This is a genomic window from Rhizobium acidisoli, assembly GCF_002531755.2.
In the GTDB taxonomy this organism is placed as follows: domain Bacteria; phylum Pseudomonadota; class Alphaproteobacteria; order Rhizobiales; family Rhizobiaceae; genus Rhizobium; species Rhizobium acidisoli.
This window is the reverse complement of sequence record NZ_CP034998.1, coordinates 4,401,652-4,416,586: the sequence shown is the minus strand read 5'-3', so window position 1 is coordinate 4,416,586 and position 14,935 is coordinate 4,401,652. Positions and strand designations below refer to the sequence as shown.

General features: G+C 61.1%; 16 protein-coding genes. 7 read left to right on the top strand and 9 right to left on the bottom strand.

What is annotated here, in order from left to right; genetic code table 11:
• Window positions 1–2: 2 nt before the first annotated feature.
• The 7 genes from CO657_RS21475 to CO657_RS21445 form a co-directional block, all read right to left on the bottom strand.
• Complete coding sequence (locus CO657_RS21475) at window positions 3–1,478, bottom strand: TadA family conjugal transfer-associated ATPase (RefSeq protein ID WP_054182153.1); 1,476 nt, start codon at window positions 1,476–1,478, stop codon at window positions 3–5.
• Window positions 1,479–1,610: 132 nt separating this feature from the next.
• Complete coding sequence (locus CO657_RS21470; protein WP_054182267.1) at window positions 1,611–2,888, bottom strand: CpaE/TadZ family protein; 1,278 nt, start codon at window positions 2,886–2,888, stop codon at window positions 1,611–1,613.
• 14 nt (window positions 2,889–2,902) lie between these two features.
• Complete coding sequence (locus CO657_RS21465; RefSeq protein WP_054182154.1) at window positions 2,903–3,661, bottom strand: CpaD family pilus assembly protein; 759 nt, start codon at window positions 3,659–3,661, stop codon at window positions 2,903–2,905.
• Window positions 3,658–5,157, bottom strand: a complete 1,500-nt coding sequence (locus CO657_RS21460) for a type II and III secretion system protein family protein (RefSeq protein ID WP_012559577.1) — start codon at window positions 5,155–5,157, stop codon at window positions 3,658–3,660. Before CO657_RS21460 ends, CO657_RS21465 begins: the two co-directional genes overlap by 4 nt.
• A 12-nt stretch (window positions 5,158–5,169) precedes the next feature.
• Window positions 5,170–5,985, bottom strand: coding sequence for a Flp pilus assembly protein CpaB (gene cpaB / locus CO657_RS21455; RefSeq protein WP_012559576.1), 816 nt, complete (start codon window positions 5,983–5,985; stop codon window positions 5,170–5,172).
• Between the two features lie 110 nt (window positions 5,986–6,095).
• Entirely contained in the window at window positions 6,096–6,608 is a 513-nt protein-coding gene (locus CO657_RS21450) for an A24 family peptidase (RefSeq protein WP_012559575.1), read from the bottom strand.
• Window positions 6,609–6,733: 125 nt separating this feature from the next.
• Window positions 6,734–6,919, bottom strand: a complete 186-nt coding sequence (locus CO657_RS21445; protein WP_012559574.1) for a Flp family type IVb pilin — start codon at window positions 6,917–6,919, stop codon at window positions 6,734–6,736.
• Between the two features lie 379 nt (window positions 6,920–7,298).
• On the opposite strand from CO657_RS21445, the gene CO657_RS21440 reads away from it, so the two are divergent.
• The 7 genes from CO657_RS21440 to CO657_RS21410 all read left to right on the top strand — a co-directional run bounded on the left by CO657_RS21440 (window position 7,299) and on the right by CO657_RS21410 (window position 12,763).
• Entirely contained in the window at window positions 7,299–7,709 is a 411-nt protein-coding gene (locus CO657_RS21440) for a pilus assembly protein N-terminal domain-containing protein (protein ID WP_003589225.1), read from the top strand.
• Between the two features lie 113 nt (window positions 7,710–7,822).
• Window positions 7,823–8,458, top strand: coding sequence for a TadE/TadG family type IV pilus assembly protein (locus CO657_RS21435; RefSeq protein WP_012559573.1), 636 nt, complete (start codon window positions 7,823–7,825; stop codon window positions 8,456–8,458).
• On the top strand, window positions 8,458–9,039 hold the full coding sequence (locus CO657_RS21430; protein ID WP_012559572.1) for a TadE/TadG family type IV pilus assembly protein: 582 nt from the start codon (window positions 8,458–8,460) through the stop codon (window positions 9,037–9,039). Before CO657_RS21435 ends, CO657_RS21430 begins: the two co-directional genes overlap by 1 nt.
• Window positions 9,040–9,139: 100 nt before the next feature.
• A complete protein-coding gene (locus tag CO657_RS21425) occupies window positions 9,140–10,360 on the top strand; it encodes a phosphopentomutase (RefSeq protein ID WP_012559571.1) in 1,221 nt (406 codons plus the stop codon).
• Window positions 10,357–11,325, top strand: a complete 969-nt coding sequence (locus tag CO657_RS21420; protein WP_012559570.1) for an adenosine deaminase — start codon at window positions 10,357–10,359, stop codon at window positions 11,323–11,325. Before CO657_RS21425 ends, CO657_RS21420 begins: the two co-directional genes overlap by 4 nt.
• Before the next feature lie 112 nt (window positions 11,326–11,437).
• Entirely contained in the window at window positions 11,438–12,067 is a 630-nt protein-coding gene (upp, locus tag CO657_RS21415; protein ID WP_012559569.1) for a uracil phosphoribosyltransferase, read from the top strand.
• Between the two features lie 126 nt (window positions 12,068–12,193).
• Window positions 12,194–12,763, top strand: a complete 570-nt coding sequence (locus CO657_RS21410) for a TIGR02281 family clan AA aspartic protease (RefSeq protein ID WP_012559568.1) — start codon at window positions 12,194–12,196, stop codon at window positions 12,761–12,763.
• 5 nt (window positions 12,764–12,768) lie between these two features.
• On the opposite strand, the gene deoA is transcribed toward CO657_RS21410, so the two are convergent.
• Window positions 12,769–14,076 (bottom strand): thymidine phosphorylase, encoded by a 1,308-nt coding sequence (deoA, locus tag CO657_RS21405; RefSeq protein WP_012559567.1) that lies wholly within the window; start codon window positions 14,074–14,076, stop codon window positions 12,769–12,771.
• 1 nt (window position 14,077) lies between these two features.
• Window positions 14,078–14,854: a deoxyribose-phosphate aldolase gene (deoC, locus tag CO657_RS21400; protein WP_054182155.1), complete on the bottom strand. Its 777-nt coding sequence runs from the start codon at window positions 14,852–14,854 to the stop codon at window positions 14,078–14,080.
• Window positions 14,855–14,935: the final 81 nt, after the last annotated feature.

The following is a 14,935-nucleotide window of genomic DNA, read 5'->3' as shown; positions in this document are numbered from 1 at the left end:
GCCTAATCCTTCGTTTTCGCTTCCATCGCGTCGAGGGCGGCGGCAAGACGCTTTTCCTCGTTGAAGTAGCGGGCGCGATCCCAGAAATGCGGCTTGCCGACGCCGGTCGACATGTGCCGGCCGATCAGGCGGCCGCCGGCATCCTCGCCTTCGATCTCGTAACGCATCAGGTCCTGGGTGATGATGACGTCACCCTCCATGCCGATCACCTCGGTGATCTGAGTGATGCGGCGCGAACCGTCGCGAAGGCGCGCCGCCTGGACGATCACATCCACCGAGCTGGAGATGATCTCCCGCACCGTCTTTGCCGGCAGGGTGAAGCCACCCATGGCGATCATCGATTCGATACGGCTCAGGCATTCGCGCGGCGTGTTGGCGTGGATGGTGCCCATCGAGCCGTCGTGACCGGTGTTCATCGCCTGCAGCAGGTCGAAAACTTCAGGTCCGCGCACTTCGCCGACGATGATGCGCTCGGGACGCATACGCAGGCAGTTCTTGACCAGATCGCGCATGGTAATCTCGCCCTCGCCTTCGATATTCGGCGGGCGCGTTTCCAAACGCACGACATGCGGCTGCTGCAGCTGCAGTTCGGCCGTATCCTCGCAGGTAATGACGCGTTCATCCCTGTCGATATAGTTGGTAAGGCAGTTCAAAAGCGTCGTCTTGCCCGAGCCGGTACCGCCTGAGATGACGACGTTGCAGCGCACCCGGCCAATGATCTGCAGCACGGTCGCGCCCTCAGCCGTGATCGCACCGAAACGGACGAGCTGATCGAGCGTCAGCTTGTCCTTCTTGAATTTGCGGATGGTGAGCGCCGGCCCGTCGATCGACAACGGCGGCGCGATAACGTTGACGCGCGAGCCATCAGGCAGGCGGGCGTCGCAGATCGGGCTCGATTCGTCGACGCGGCGGCCGACCTGGCTGACGATGCGCTGGCAGATCGAGAGAAGCTGGGCATTGTCGCGGAAGCGGATCTCGGATTCGATCGTCTTGCCACCGACTTCAATGAAGGTCTGGCCGGCGCCGTTGACCATGATGTCGGCGATGTCGTCACGCGCCAGCAACGGCTCCAGCGGACCGTAGCCGAGGACGTCGTTGCAAATATCCTCGAGCAGTTCTTCCTGCTCGGAGATCGACATCGCAAAGTTCTTGATGGTGATGATGTCGTTGACGATGTCGCGGATTTCCTCGCGCGCGCTTTCGCCGTCGAGCTTGGAAAGCTGCGAGAGATCGATCGTATCGATCAGCGCGGAAAAGACCTGCGCCTTGGTGTCGTAATACTCATCGGTGCGGACAGGGCGCTTGCGCTGCGGCGTCTGCATCGGTGGCGGCGTCACCTGCTGGCGTGCGGGCTCACGCGAGGGTTCGACCAGAATGGAGGGGGAAGAGGCCGCGGGGGCGGCAGCCGGAGCCGGCGGCGGGGGAGCAATCGCTCCTCCGACCTTTCCGGACCCTTCATTTCCGCGTTTTCCAAACATGCCGCTTAATCCAATCTGCTTGTTCTAGAGCATTTCCGTTTTTCTCCGAGTCACGGAAATGCTCTATCTTTTTGTTTTCACGCAATTCCTGACGCAAAACCGCTGCACACTTTTGCTGGAGTTGCTCATCGTCTACTTACGCTTCAGGAGGCCCAGCAGGCCGGCCTTCTTCGCCTTCCTGATGGCGACACGGCCGGTGACGATGTGCGAGATCTGCGAAAAGGTCTCCGCCGTCGGCGATTTCGGGTCGACTTCCGAGATCATCCGGCCGCTATTGGCGGCATTGCCGAAAAGATTGATGTCGAAGGGGATGATCGCGATCGGATCGATCTCCAGCGGCTGACAGAAATCCGACGGTGAAATCTCCGGGCGCTTCGGCATGCCGACCTGATTGAGGACGAGATGCGGCGGCTTGTCGTTCGGCCGCATCTTGCGCAGCGCATCGAGCATGTTCTTGGCATTGCGCAGGTTGGCGAGATCGGGAACCGCGGTGATGACCACTTCGTCGACGCTCGACAGCACCGAACGTGTCCATTCCGACCATGCATGCGGAACGTCGAGCACGGTGACGGGCGCGCTGCGCTGCAGGACATCGAGCACCGGCTGGAAAGCATGGCCGTCGAAATCATAAGCGCGGTCCAGCAGCGAGGGTGCCGCAAGCAAGGAAAGATGCTCGGAGCATTTCGTCAGCAGGCGGTCGAGGAAGACCTCATCGAGACGATCGGGCGCGAAGACCGCTTCGGCGATGCCGAGCGCCGGATCCTGATCGAAGTCGATGTTCGCCGTACCATAGGGCAGGTCGAGATCGGCCAGGATCGTTTCGGTGGAGAAGAGATTGGAAATACCGAAGGCGCAATTATGCGCGATGGTCGAAGCGCCGGTGCCGCCCTTCGAGCCGATAAAGGCGATGCTGCGGCCGAGCGGCTCTGCCTCCGGATCGACGAAGATCGAGGCCATCGCCGTCAGAATATCAGGCATGGCGACGGGCTGGACCATATATTCGGAGATGCCGTTACGGATGAGTTCGCGATAAAGCGCGATATCGTTGTAATAGCCGACAATGACGACCTTGGTGCTGGGATCGCAAACGGCGGCGAGCGGCGCAAGCTCGGCGAGGAGACTGCCGGCGTTCGCCTTGGTCTCGAGGATGATGAGGTTCGGCGTCGGGGCGCCGGAAAACATATTGGCGGCAGCGGCGATGCCGCCGCTGGTAATGCGCAGGCTGACCTTGGCCACACGTCGATCATTGGCGCAACGTTCCATGACCTGCTGCAGAGCCTCGCTCTCGCAGAAGGCATGCACGGAAATGCGTGGCAGCGGCCGCATGTTTTCCAGGTCCGCCATGCGCACGGCCTCCTCGGCGTGGCGAAGCTCGCTCGGATTTTTGATTTCGTATTCGATCGCGCTCATCATCCCGTTCCGTCTCAGAAGCTGCTGTCGCTGCCGGTGACCTCTTCGATCGTCGACGTCGTCGTCCGGTATTCCTGGATAGCATTGTTGCGGCGCTGCGCATCGATCGGCGTCATGCCGCGTGGCGCCACCAGATCCTCCGGATTGGCGATCTGGGCGGCGAGGTTGTTCTGCGAAGCACAGCCGAAATTATAGTAATTCTGGTTGGTGAAATCGTTCGAGATGTCTTTCGGCCACTGGCCGCATTGGGTGGTGATCGCGGTGGTGCCGGTAAAGCTCAGCCGGATCGGCGCCGCATCGCCGGGCCCGACCGCGGCATAGGAGGTATTGACGATTTTCGAGCTTGCTATCCCCCTTGAGGCCAACTCGGCACGGACCTGATTGCGCAGCTGATAAGCTGCCGCCGAATTCGGCGAGCCTTGCGGCGACAGCACGTAAACCGGACCCGAGGCGCGGGCGATGTAGTTTGCGGCAAAACCGCGAATGAGGTCGCGCTGGGCGTTTGTCAGCCGGCGATCGGTGGAGGCCACGGGTATATCGACCGTCTGTTCCGCTTCGGTCACGATGATCGGGTGGCGGGCGCGATAGTCGTCGGGAATGCCGCCAGTCGTTAGCTGGTCGTGCGGGCCGGCGCATCCGGAAAGCACTGCCAGCGCCATGGCGACCGCGGCAAAAAGCCCTTTCTCGATTCCGAAGCGGGGTGTCGTCGAATTGATATGGGCCATCGCCTGATCTCTGTTCTCTTCCATTGCTGCCGATCCTGCCCCGCTCATTTGTAGATGAACCCGATCGATCCGTGGAACTGCGCATCGGCGACGGGCGCCTCGCGGCGGCCATAGACCTTGTTGACACGGTTGAGGAAGAAGGTCGCACCGTCGTTCTCGGGGCTGAAATTATCGTCCGGCCGATTGAGTTGATTGCGCGCCACCGGGCGCACCAGATAGGGCGTCGCGATGATGACAAGCTCGGTTTCCTGACGCTCGAAACCCTTCTGGCGGAAGAGGGTACCGAGCAGCGGGATTTTCGATACGCCAGGTGTGCCGCCCATCGTCTGCGAGACGTTGTCGCGAATCAGGCCGGCCAGCGCGATGGAGCCGCCCGAGGGCAGTTCCACCGAGGTTTCCGCCGAGCGGCGCTGATAGGTCGCGCCGCTGCTGCCGGCGACCGGTTCGGAGACATTGGTCTTGATCTGCAGACTGATGCGTCCCGATGAGAGCACGACCGGCTTGAAGGCGAGGTTGATACCGTAGTTGAACGGCACGACGGTGACGTTGCCGTTGCTGTCGGTTGTCGAATAGAGCTGTTGGCCGCCGGAATTGAAGGTCGCGGCCTGGCCCGATATTGCCGTCAGCGTCGGCTCGGCGAGCGTCTTGACGACCTTGGCCTGCTCCAGCGCGTTGAGGTAGGTCGAAATGTCATATTTCCCGATCGAGCTCTTGAAAAGCGCCGCCAGGCCACCGCCAACGACGGATGTGGCGCTGTCGGCGCTGGGGCTGCCGAGCTGGGCGACCGTCATGCCGGAGGAATTGGAAACCAGATTGTCGAAGCCGAGCTGCTTCAGCACCTCGCGACGAACCTCGGCGATCGTCACCTTGAGGGTGACCTGGTCTTCGCCTTCGATCTGCAGCAGGTTGACGACCTGCGAGGTCTGGCGGCCTTCAGCAAAAAGCGCCACCGAGCTGTCGCCGCCGGTACCCGATGCCGTCTCGGTTCTGGTCGTGGCCTCGCCGCCCTTCAGGAAGACTTGCGCCAGATCGGCCGCCTGCGTGGCATCCTGCGGCGTGCGCACGGTGCCGGTCAGCACGATGTTGTCGGAGACGATTTCGACATTGATGTTGGAGTCTGGAATGAAGCGGTGGAGATTGACTTCGAGGCCGGAAACATCGCGCTCGATCTCGATGTCGAGATTGACGATCTCCTGCCCGCCGGCGCCGAAAACGAAAATATTCGTCTGGCCGACCTTCTTGCCGAACAGGTAGATGCGCCGCGAGGTGCGGGTGACGGCATCGGCCATGGTCGGATCGGAGACGAGAATATCATGCGCATCCTCCGGCAGATCGACGACAACGGCCTTGTTCAGCCCGAGCTTCAGCCGACGATGGGCATCGCGGCCGGTCTGCGAGATGCGAACCAGGTTCTCGGAATCGGCACGCGCCTCGCTGGAGCCCAGAAGCGGCGCGAAAGAGGCCGGCGCAATACCGGAGATACCGACCGCCAGCGAGAAAAAACCTGTGAGGAGAAGCCCGGCGCGCCGCGTTGAATTGCCCATTTGCACGTTCTCTTACTCCGCCTTCGGCGCTGCGCTGGCATCGGTGACGATGGCGCCCGATTTGATGACCTGGATGATCGCACTGCCGTTGTCGCCGCTCAGCAGATAGTCGGCAGCGCTGGTATCCTGCTCCTGCGCATCGGCGACCGAGCGCAGCGCCAGCGACAGCCGGTCCGCCATCTGCTGGGCGACAGCGAGAACCTTGGTCTGATCCGGCGTAAGCTCGAGTGTGGCGGTCGTGCCGACCACGGCCTTCGAGCCGTCGTCCTTTTCCTGGATCTGCTGGTCGATGGCGAGGACGCGGACATTGCTCAGCACGGTTTCGGTGATGAGCTTATTGGCCTCGGTACCCTTGCGGACCATGATGACGTCGACGCGGTCGTTCGGCAGGATGAAACCGCCGGCACCCGTCGCCACCGAGATCTCGGTCGCGACGGCGCGCTTACCGGCCGGCAAGAGCGAGGAAAGGATGCGGCTGTTGGAATCGGCGACCTTTTCTGGCCGAATCGGTTCGCCTTCGAAAATCGGCAGACGCACGACGGCACCCTGCAGATCCTTGATCGCGTCCGGCTTGTCGGCTTCGGTGATCAGGCCGGGGACGACACCGCCCTGCGGCCAGGGCATCCAATGAACCGACTTGTCGTCAAGCCTTTCACCGACCGCCAGATTGGCGCTCGAGACGAGGATGTTGACGGTCGGTTCCTTCTCGATGACCGACTGAACCTGGGTGACGACACCGCCGTTGCCTGCCATTTGCATCGCCAGGAAGCCGGCAAGGCCGGCTGCCACCACGGCGACAGCTAGGATTATAAGGCGGGCCGGTTTCATCGATCATTCCTCAGGGCACGATATGTTCGCCCTGCAGAATGCTCAGCAATTGGTATAATTATGGTTAATGGAACGCTTACATTTTAAGTTAACGGGCATTTAAAATGCCGTTATTTCAGGCTTTCCAGCGTGGTGAGGAAGAGCGGCGAGGACGGGAAGGCCATGAAGCCGCCAATCGCGATCGCAATACCGTAGGGGATTTTCTTGGCGATGAGGATCGAGTTCGGCACCGGCAGGCCGATAGCGAGGATCGTATCCGCTTGCGCCCTTACCATCAGGATCAGCAAGGTGATGAAGCCGCCGATGATGGCAACATCGCTCATCAGGAAAAGAAGGGATTCGTTCAGACCGAACCAGAGCGCGGTGGCGCTCAACAGCTTGGCGTCGCCGCCACCCATCACATTGAAGGCAAAAAGAGCGAAACACGCGGAAAAGACGATGGCGGCTGCTGCGAGATGCATGCCGATCGCTTGCAAGCCTAGGCCGGAAAGAGGCGCGAGAACGAAGAAGGAGACGATGAGGATCAGGGAAACGCGGTTCGGGATCGTCATAGTGAACAGATCCGAGAAGCCCGCCATGGCCAGGCAGAGTGGCAGTATCATGAAGACTGCAGCTGCGATCATGCGTATACCCGATCCTGACTTGATGCGAAAAGGCTCACGGCCGTTCAGCCTGTGAGCCCGCTCGATAGTTCGGCCGAAGCAAATTCGGCCGATATTAGGCAGAAGCCGCGTCGGCAGCGCTTGTCTTAGTTGGCCGCCGAAGTGGCGCCGTCCATCTTGGTGCTCAAGCCGTTAAACGTGTTGCCGATCTTGCCGCCGAGAGCCGTTGCGCCGGTGATGAGCGCTACGGAAATGAGAGCTGCGATCAGGCCGTATTCGATTGCGGTCGCGCCGGATTCGTCCTTCAGAAAACGGCTAAAAAGCTTGGTCATGGTAACTCCTAACTCCAGTTGATGTTCAGCACGTCCGCCAACTGTTGCCGTTGATCGGATGACTGCAACCTAGCGAATGGGCGTTTCCATCGGCTTAAGGAAAAGAGTTAACGAGATTTGAACGAGACAACATGCCTTTGTAGAGTAAGTATTTTCTTACGGGCTTACCTCAATATTTAACAATATTCCCGCTATACCAGCTGCATTCATCCGGAAATAGCACATAATACGACCTCCAACCGTCGCGTGCGCTTGCAGAGGCCGTGCCAAATCGGATCATCACGCCTCATTCCGGAACAGGGCTACTGGCTTAAGGCTTCGTTCACCATTTTTTTCCATTCTATGCCGATATTGCGCTGTGATCGTGAAAGAGGACCAAATGTCATCGAGCGGCAAAACCATTTTCTTTGCCGGCATGATCGCCGTTTTCGGTGTTTCGGGAGTTTCCGCAGCCGCAGACGATGACATGCTGCGTGTCTATATGGATCACGCGCGCGTATTGAAGCTCGACCGCCCTGTCAGCAAGGTCATCGTCGGCAATGCCAAGGTCGCCGATGCGACCGTCGCCGACGCCAAGACCATCGTCCTCACAGGACGCAGCTTCGGCACCACCAATCTGGTGCTGCTCGATGCCGACGGCAATGCCATCCTCGACGAACGCATTCTAGTGTCGATCGATGAGGGCAATACGGTGCGCGTCTACCGGCAGACCGAACGCTCCGTGCTGTCCTGCACGCCGAACTGCGAGCAGCATGCGCAGCAGGCGGCGACCGGCACCACCTCGCCCTGATCGGCTCCCGCACTTCTTTAGCCATTCGTTAAAATCGTCGCGTCAGACTGAAACGGAAAATCAACGAACGGACCCTAGTGTGGCGGACAGAGAATGTCGCTCGGGTCCAGGCAATGACGGTAATTGATCAGAAGGCGGATAAGGCGCACTCCCCAGCGCCGTTCCGATTCTTGCGGTTTCGCGCTCTCGCCCGCTCGCGCGAGGGGGCCGCGGCGATCGAATTCGCCTTGCTCGCCATCCCCTATTTCCTGGTGATTTTCGCCATCCTCGAAACCTTCGTCGCCTTTGCTGCCGAGGAGCTCGTCTCCAACGCCGTCGATACGATGAGCCGGAAGATGCGAACCGGGCAGATCACCTACAATCTCGGCCGCACGACCGATATGAACCAGGCGCAGTTCCGCCAGGCCTTTTGCAATGAGATCTCGATCCTGATCCGCTGCTCTGCGACCGAAGTGGCGACGCCGAGCAAGCTCTACGTGGATGTGCAGACCTTCAGCACCTTCTCAGCCATTCCGACGACAATTCCCAAGCTTTCCACCGCCAAATATGCCGACATCAACACGGCTGCCTTCAAATATACACCGGGCGGCGCCGGCACCATCAACATGGTCCGCGCCTACTACCGCTGGGAAATCATCACGGATCTGGTCCGGCCTTATATCACGACGATACGGCCCTCTGACGGTTCGATGCCGAATTATTATCTGATCGTCGCCACCGCGGCCTTCCAGAACGAGCAGTATCCATAATGGCGCGTCTCAACACGTTCACCAGGCTGGTATTGACGGTGCGGCGGCTGGCACAAGACCGCAAGGGCGCCGGAGCGATCGAATTCGCGATCCTTTTTCCCGTGCTCATCATGCTCTATATCGGCGCTTTCGAGATCACGATCGGCCTCAGCGTCAGCAAGCGGGCGACACGCGCCGCAGGCACGGTGGCCGACGTCGTCACCCAGCAGCAATCCGTCACCAAGAGCGCGCTTGCGCAGATGCCGTCGGTCGCAAACTCGATCTTCGTGCCCTATAATACGACGTCCCTGACGCTGAAGATCACCGGGATCACCATCGATGCCGGCGCCAATGCGAAGGTGCTCTGGTCCTGGGCGCAGGATGGGACGGTGCCCTATGCTAAGAACACGGCCGTCAGCAATGTACCGTCCGATATGAAGACGGCGAACAGCTTCCTTGTTCGCACCGAGCTCAGCATCCCCTATACGATGTTCCTGTTTGCGCCGAACTTCATGCCGGACGGCATGCGCACGATCACCATCAGCCGCAGCTATTTCTACCGCCAGCGGCAAGGCGACTCGATCCCCTGCAGCGACTGCTGACGCCCCTTCGCGAATTTGCCAAGCCGGTCGCAGCATTATATGGCTGAGGCTCTGCCGCCTCCGACGTTTCCGGGGCGGCGATCGGTTCTTCGGGTGTAAAATGGCGCGTGCCTTTCTTTTCGTTCTGGATTCCTTCGGCGTCGGCGGCGCGCCGGATGCGGCGGCCTATGGCGATGAGGGCGCCGATACGCTCGGGCATATCGCCGAGTTCTGCGCGGCAGGTGCCGGAGACCGCGCCGGATTGCGCGATGGGCCGCTCTCCCTGCCCAACCTGTCGGAACTCGGGCTGATGCAGATCGCCCGCTCCGCCTCCGGCCGGTTCCCGGCCGGCATGCCGATCCCGGAGAAGGTCTATGGCATTTACGGCGCCGCCACCGAAATCTCCCGCGGCAAGGATACGCCGTCAGGCCACTGGGAGATCGCAGGAACACCCGTCAGTTTCGATTGGGGTTATTTCCCGACGGAGGGCGACGCCTTTCCCGAGGAACTCATCGAGGCGCTTTGCAGGGATGCCGGGGTGTCCGGCATTCTCGGCAATTGCCATGCTTCGGGAACGGAAATCATTGCCCGGCTTGGCGAGGAGCATATCCGCACCGGCAAGCCGATCTGCTACACCTCCTCGGATTCGGTCTTCCAGGTCGCGGCGCACGAAGTGCATTTCGGCCTCGATCGCCTGCTCGCCTTCTGCCAGGTCGCCCGGGGACTGCTCGATCGCTACAATATCGGCCGTGTCATCGCCCGACCTTTCATCGGACATTCCAGTTCCACCTTCCAGCGCACCGGAAACCGGCGCGACTTCTCGGTGCTGCCGCCGGAGCCAACGCTGCTTGACCGGCTGATCGAACACGGCCGGCACGTGCACGCTGTGGGAAAGATCGGCGACATCTTCGCGCATCAAGGGATTTCGCGCCTGATCAAGGCAAATGGCAACGAGGCGCTGATGGATGCGACGCTCGCGACCATCGACGAGGCCGAGGACGGCGATCTGGTCTTCACCAATTTCGTCGACTTCGACATGGTTTACGGCCATCGCCGCGATGTGCCGGGTTATGCCGCCGCACTCGAAGCCTTCGATGCGCGACTGGCCGAAGTCCACAAGAAATTGAAGCCGGGCGATCTCGTCGTGCTCACCGCCGACCACGGCTGCGACCCGACCTGGCGCGGCACGGACCATACGCGCGAGCGTGTGCCTGTCATCGCCTATGGCCCCGGCATCCGGTCGCGTTCAATCGGCGTGCGCCGCAGCTATGCCGATATCGGCGAGAGCATTGCGCGCCATCTCGGCATTCCGGCCGGACCGCATGGAAGGAGTTTTCTGTGACGTTGCATTTGAAGAAGGTCGAATTGCACTGCCATCTGGAGGGTGCAGCTCCTCCTGAACTGACCGCGGCGCAGGCGCGCAAATACGGCGTCGACATCAGCGGCGAGCTTCGCGGCGGAGCCTATGTCTGGCATGACTTCGCAAGTTTCCTCGAATGTTACGATAAGGTTTCCGAGGTCTACAGGACCGAGGAGGACTATGCGCGTCTGACTGAGACCTATCTCGACGAACTCGCCGGCATCAATACGATCTACAGCGAACTCATCGTTTCGCCCGACCACGGCAAACGCATCGGCCTCGGCGCCGACGCCTATATCTCAGGCATCTGCGAAGGCATCCGGCGGGCCAGGGAAAAGAGCGGCATCGAAGCCCGGCTGATCGTCACCGGCGAGCGGCATTTCGGTCCGGAGAGCGTCATCGGCGCGGCCGAATACGCGGCAAAGGCCGGCAATCCTTTGATAACCGGCTTCAACCTTGCCGGCGAGGAGCGCATGGGGCGCGTTGCCGACTATGCCAGGGCCTTCGATATCGCCCGCGATGCCGGCCTGGGGCTCACCATCCATGCCGGCGAGGTCTGCGGCGCCTTCAGCGTCGCCGACGCGCTCGATGCGGTACACCCCTCGCGCATCGGCCATGGCGTGCGCGCCGTCGAGGATGTCGATCTGGTGAAGCGGCTTGCCGATCTCGGCACCGTGCTCGAGGTCTGCCCGGGCTCCAATATCGCGCTCGGGGTCTTTCCCGATTTCGCTTCGCATCCGCTGCGCCGGCTGAAGGAAGCCGGCGTGCGGGTGACCATCAGCTCGGACGATCCGCCTTTCTTTCATACTTCGCTTGCGCGGGAATACGAACTTGCCGCCGAGGCTTTCGGCTTCAGCGACGCCGAGATCGATGCCATGACGCGAACGGCGATCGAAGCGGCCTTCGTCGACGAAGAGACACGCAAGGCGCTGCTCGCCCGGCTTTGAGGCCAAATGTGGAGCGAGGCTGGGGAAGATCGGCGCAAATTTACCGCCACTCTTGCGGTCGGGCCGATTTCCGTGAAAGAAACATTCGATAGAAAGAATGAAAGGCTTCCCCATGGACGGCGTCACGGTCATCGATCATCCGCTTGTGCAGCACAAGCTCACCATCATGCGGCGCAAGGAGACATCGACGGGAAGTTTCCGGCGATTGCTGCGCGAAATCTCCACACTGCTCTGTTACGAGGTGACCCGCGATCTCGAACTGACGATGGAAACGATCGAGACGCCGCTGCAGACGATGGAATCGCCGATCCTCGAGGGCAAGAAGCTGGTCTTCGCCTCGATCCTGCGCGCCGGCAACGGGCTGCTCGAGGGCATGCTCGATCTCGTACCCTCAGCCCGCGTCTCGCATATCGGCGTCTACCGCGACCACGAGACGCTGCAGCCGGTCGAATATTACTTCAAGGCGCCTGAAGATGTGGCCGAGCGCCTGATCATCGTCGTCGATCCGATGCTGGCGACCGGCAATTCCTCGATCGCCGCAATCGACAAGCTCAAGGAACGCGGCGCCCACAATATCCGCTTCCTCTGCCTGCTCGCCGCCCCGGAAGGCATCCAGAACTTCCGCGCCGCCCATCCAGACGTTCCTGTTTTCACCGCCTCGATCGACAGTCATCTCAACGAGAAGGGCTATATCGTGCCCGGCCTCGGCGATGCCGGCGACCGCATGTACGGCACCAAATAATTTCAGCCTTCCTTTACCAAATCGAAAGACTTAAGGCCCGGACGGTTCGTTCCGGGCCTTTTCATTGTCGATATTAGCAACTTATCAGGATTTGAGGCTTAGCAAGTTTGAAGCATGAGGCCCTGCATGAAGCCGGGTTTATACAGGAAGGATTTCTGTTTCATGCTCGTGCGTACCGTCATTTTCGCCAGCATCGCCGCGGTGCTGGCCACACAGGCGCCTTCCTTCTTCGGAAGCACCAGCCAGCAGCCTGCCAACGCTCTCTCCGCCAATTACATCTCAACCGAAGGCGACAAGCCCGCAGCACCCGCGCCGGTCTCCGCCGGCAATGCAATCCGCCTGCAAGCGGATGCCCAGGGCCATTATACCGGCAGCTTCAAGATCAACGGCAAGCCGGTGCAGGGCCTGATCGATACCGGTGCGACTTATGTGGCACTCAACGAGACGCTCGCCCGCCGGCTCGGCTACACGGCCAACCAACTCGATTTCCGCTACGGCGTCAACACGGCCAACGGCCAGACGAAGGCAGCGCATGTGATGCTCGACCGGATCGAAATCGGCGGTATCCGCGTGCGGGATGTCGAAGCCTTCGTCCTCAAGGACGATGCGCTGACAACGACGCTGGTCGGCATGAGCTTCCTGCAGAAGCTCGCCTCCTATTCCGTCGCCGACGGTTCACTCAGCCTCAAGCAATAACCGCGTCAGATCCGGCTCGAAATCACCGGCGTCAGCTTCGGACTGTCTTCGGTGATACGGTAGTGCGCGGCAAGGGCGGCCGCTGCCCTTTCCGCGGCCGCGTCGTCGGCGGCATGAACCAGCGCGATCGGCTCGCCCGCACTGACCCGGCTGCCAAGCGGCAGCAATTCTGAGAAGCCGACGCGGTGATCGATCCGGTCAGCTGGATGGCGTCTGCCGCCGCCAAGATCGATGACGCTGACGCCGATGCCGCGCGCGTCGCATGCGGCAAGCCAGCCTGACCGGGCGGCAAGGACAGGTTTTTCCACAGCCGCCCTGGCGAGATACCTGTCGGGGTTTTCCATGAGATCGGCCGGGCCGCCAAGCATGGATACCATGCGCGCGAAAACCTCAGCTGCCTTTCCCGATGACAGCGCTCGACGCGCCATCCCCTCGCCTTCTTCAGAGGACGCGGCAATACCCGACTTCACCAGCATCTCGGCGGCAAAGGCAAGAACGACAGCCTCGAGCCGCGTGTCCGCCTTCCCACCCGCCAGGAAATCCAGGCAATTGCGCATTTCAACGGCATTGCCGGCCGCATCGGCGAGCGGCTGGTTCATGTCGGTGATCAGCGCCGAGGTCTTCACCCCTGCCCCATTGGCAACCTCGACCAGCGACTGCGCCAGGATCTCCGCCTGGGCACGGTCGGCCATGAAGGCGCCGTTGCCGACCTTGACGTCGAGCACCAGCGTCTGAAGCCCGGCCGCAAGTTTCTTCGACAGGATGGAGGCGGTGATGAGCGGAATGGAATCGACGGTTGCGGTCACATCGCGCACGGCATAGAGCCTCCCATCGGCCGGCGCCAGGGCGCCGGTCTGACCGATAATGGCGCATCCCACCTGCTTCACGACTGTGTGGAACAGGTCGGCATCCGGGGTGATCCTATAGCCGGGAATGGATTCGAGCTTATCGAGCGTGCCGCCGGTATGACCGAGGCCGCGCCCCGATATCATCGGAACGGCGAGGCCGCAGGCGGCAGCAATCGGCGCCAGCATCAGCGAAACATTGTCGCCGACACCGCCGGTCGAATGTTTGTCGGCGATCGGGCGGTCGATATCCGTCCATTGCAGCCGATCGCCGGAATCGGCCATCGCCAGCGTCAGAGCAACGATTTCCTCGCGTGACATGCCCTTGAACCAGACGGCCATGGCGAAGGCGCCGATCTGGCCTTCCGACAGCTGGCCGGCCGCGAGGGCTGCGATGAAAGACCGGATATCGGCGGGGTCGAGTTCGTCGCCATCGCGTTTGCGCCGGATGATCTCCTGCGGGATCATTTCAATAGCTCGACGCCGCAACGGGTGCGGATTGTGTTCCGCTCAGAACCGCCAGGATATCGTCGAGCAGGCCGGAAGCGCCGAAGCGGAAGGTCGACGGCATCGCCCAGTCGGGCGCCATGATGGTTTCGGCCAGGCTCAGATAAAGCGCGGCATCGGCCACCGAGCCGATGCCGCCGGCCGGCTTGAAGCCGACCTTGCGGCCGCTCTCGCGAATGGCGCGGATCATGATGTCGGCGGCTTCGAGCGTCGCGTTGACGGCGACCTTGCCGGTGGAGGTCTTGATGAAATCGGCGCCGGCTTCGATGGCAAGTTCGGAGGCGCGGCGGATCAAGGCCGCGTCCTTCAACTCGCCGGCCTCGATAATGACTTTCAGCAGCACGGGACCGGCGCATTCGGCGCGAATTGCCTTGACCATGTCGGTCACCGCCTTCTCATTGCCTGATATGAGCTTGCGGTAGGGAATGACCAGATCGATTTCATCGGCGCCGTCGGCAATCGCCTCACGGGTTTCGGCGGCAACGTCGGCCACTTCCATGTCACCCGAGGGGAAATTGACGACGGTGGCGATCCGCACGGCATGGCCGGTGCCGAGGATGTTGCGGGCATAAGCAACGAAGCGCGGCCAGATGCAGATGGCGGCGCTGTTGCCATAGGGCGTCTGCGCGCGGGTGCAGAGTGCCTCGATCTGCGCTTCGGTGCAATCATCCTTCAAATTGGTCAGATCGAGTAGGGAAAGGGCAACAGCCGCCGTTTCCCGGTTGGAATGGCTATTCATTTTCGCTTCCTCTAGAGCATGATGCCGAAAAGTGTGAGCGGTTTTCTCATGACAGCATGCTCTCACTATCTAATGTAGAAC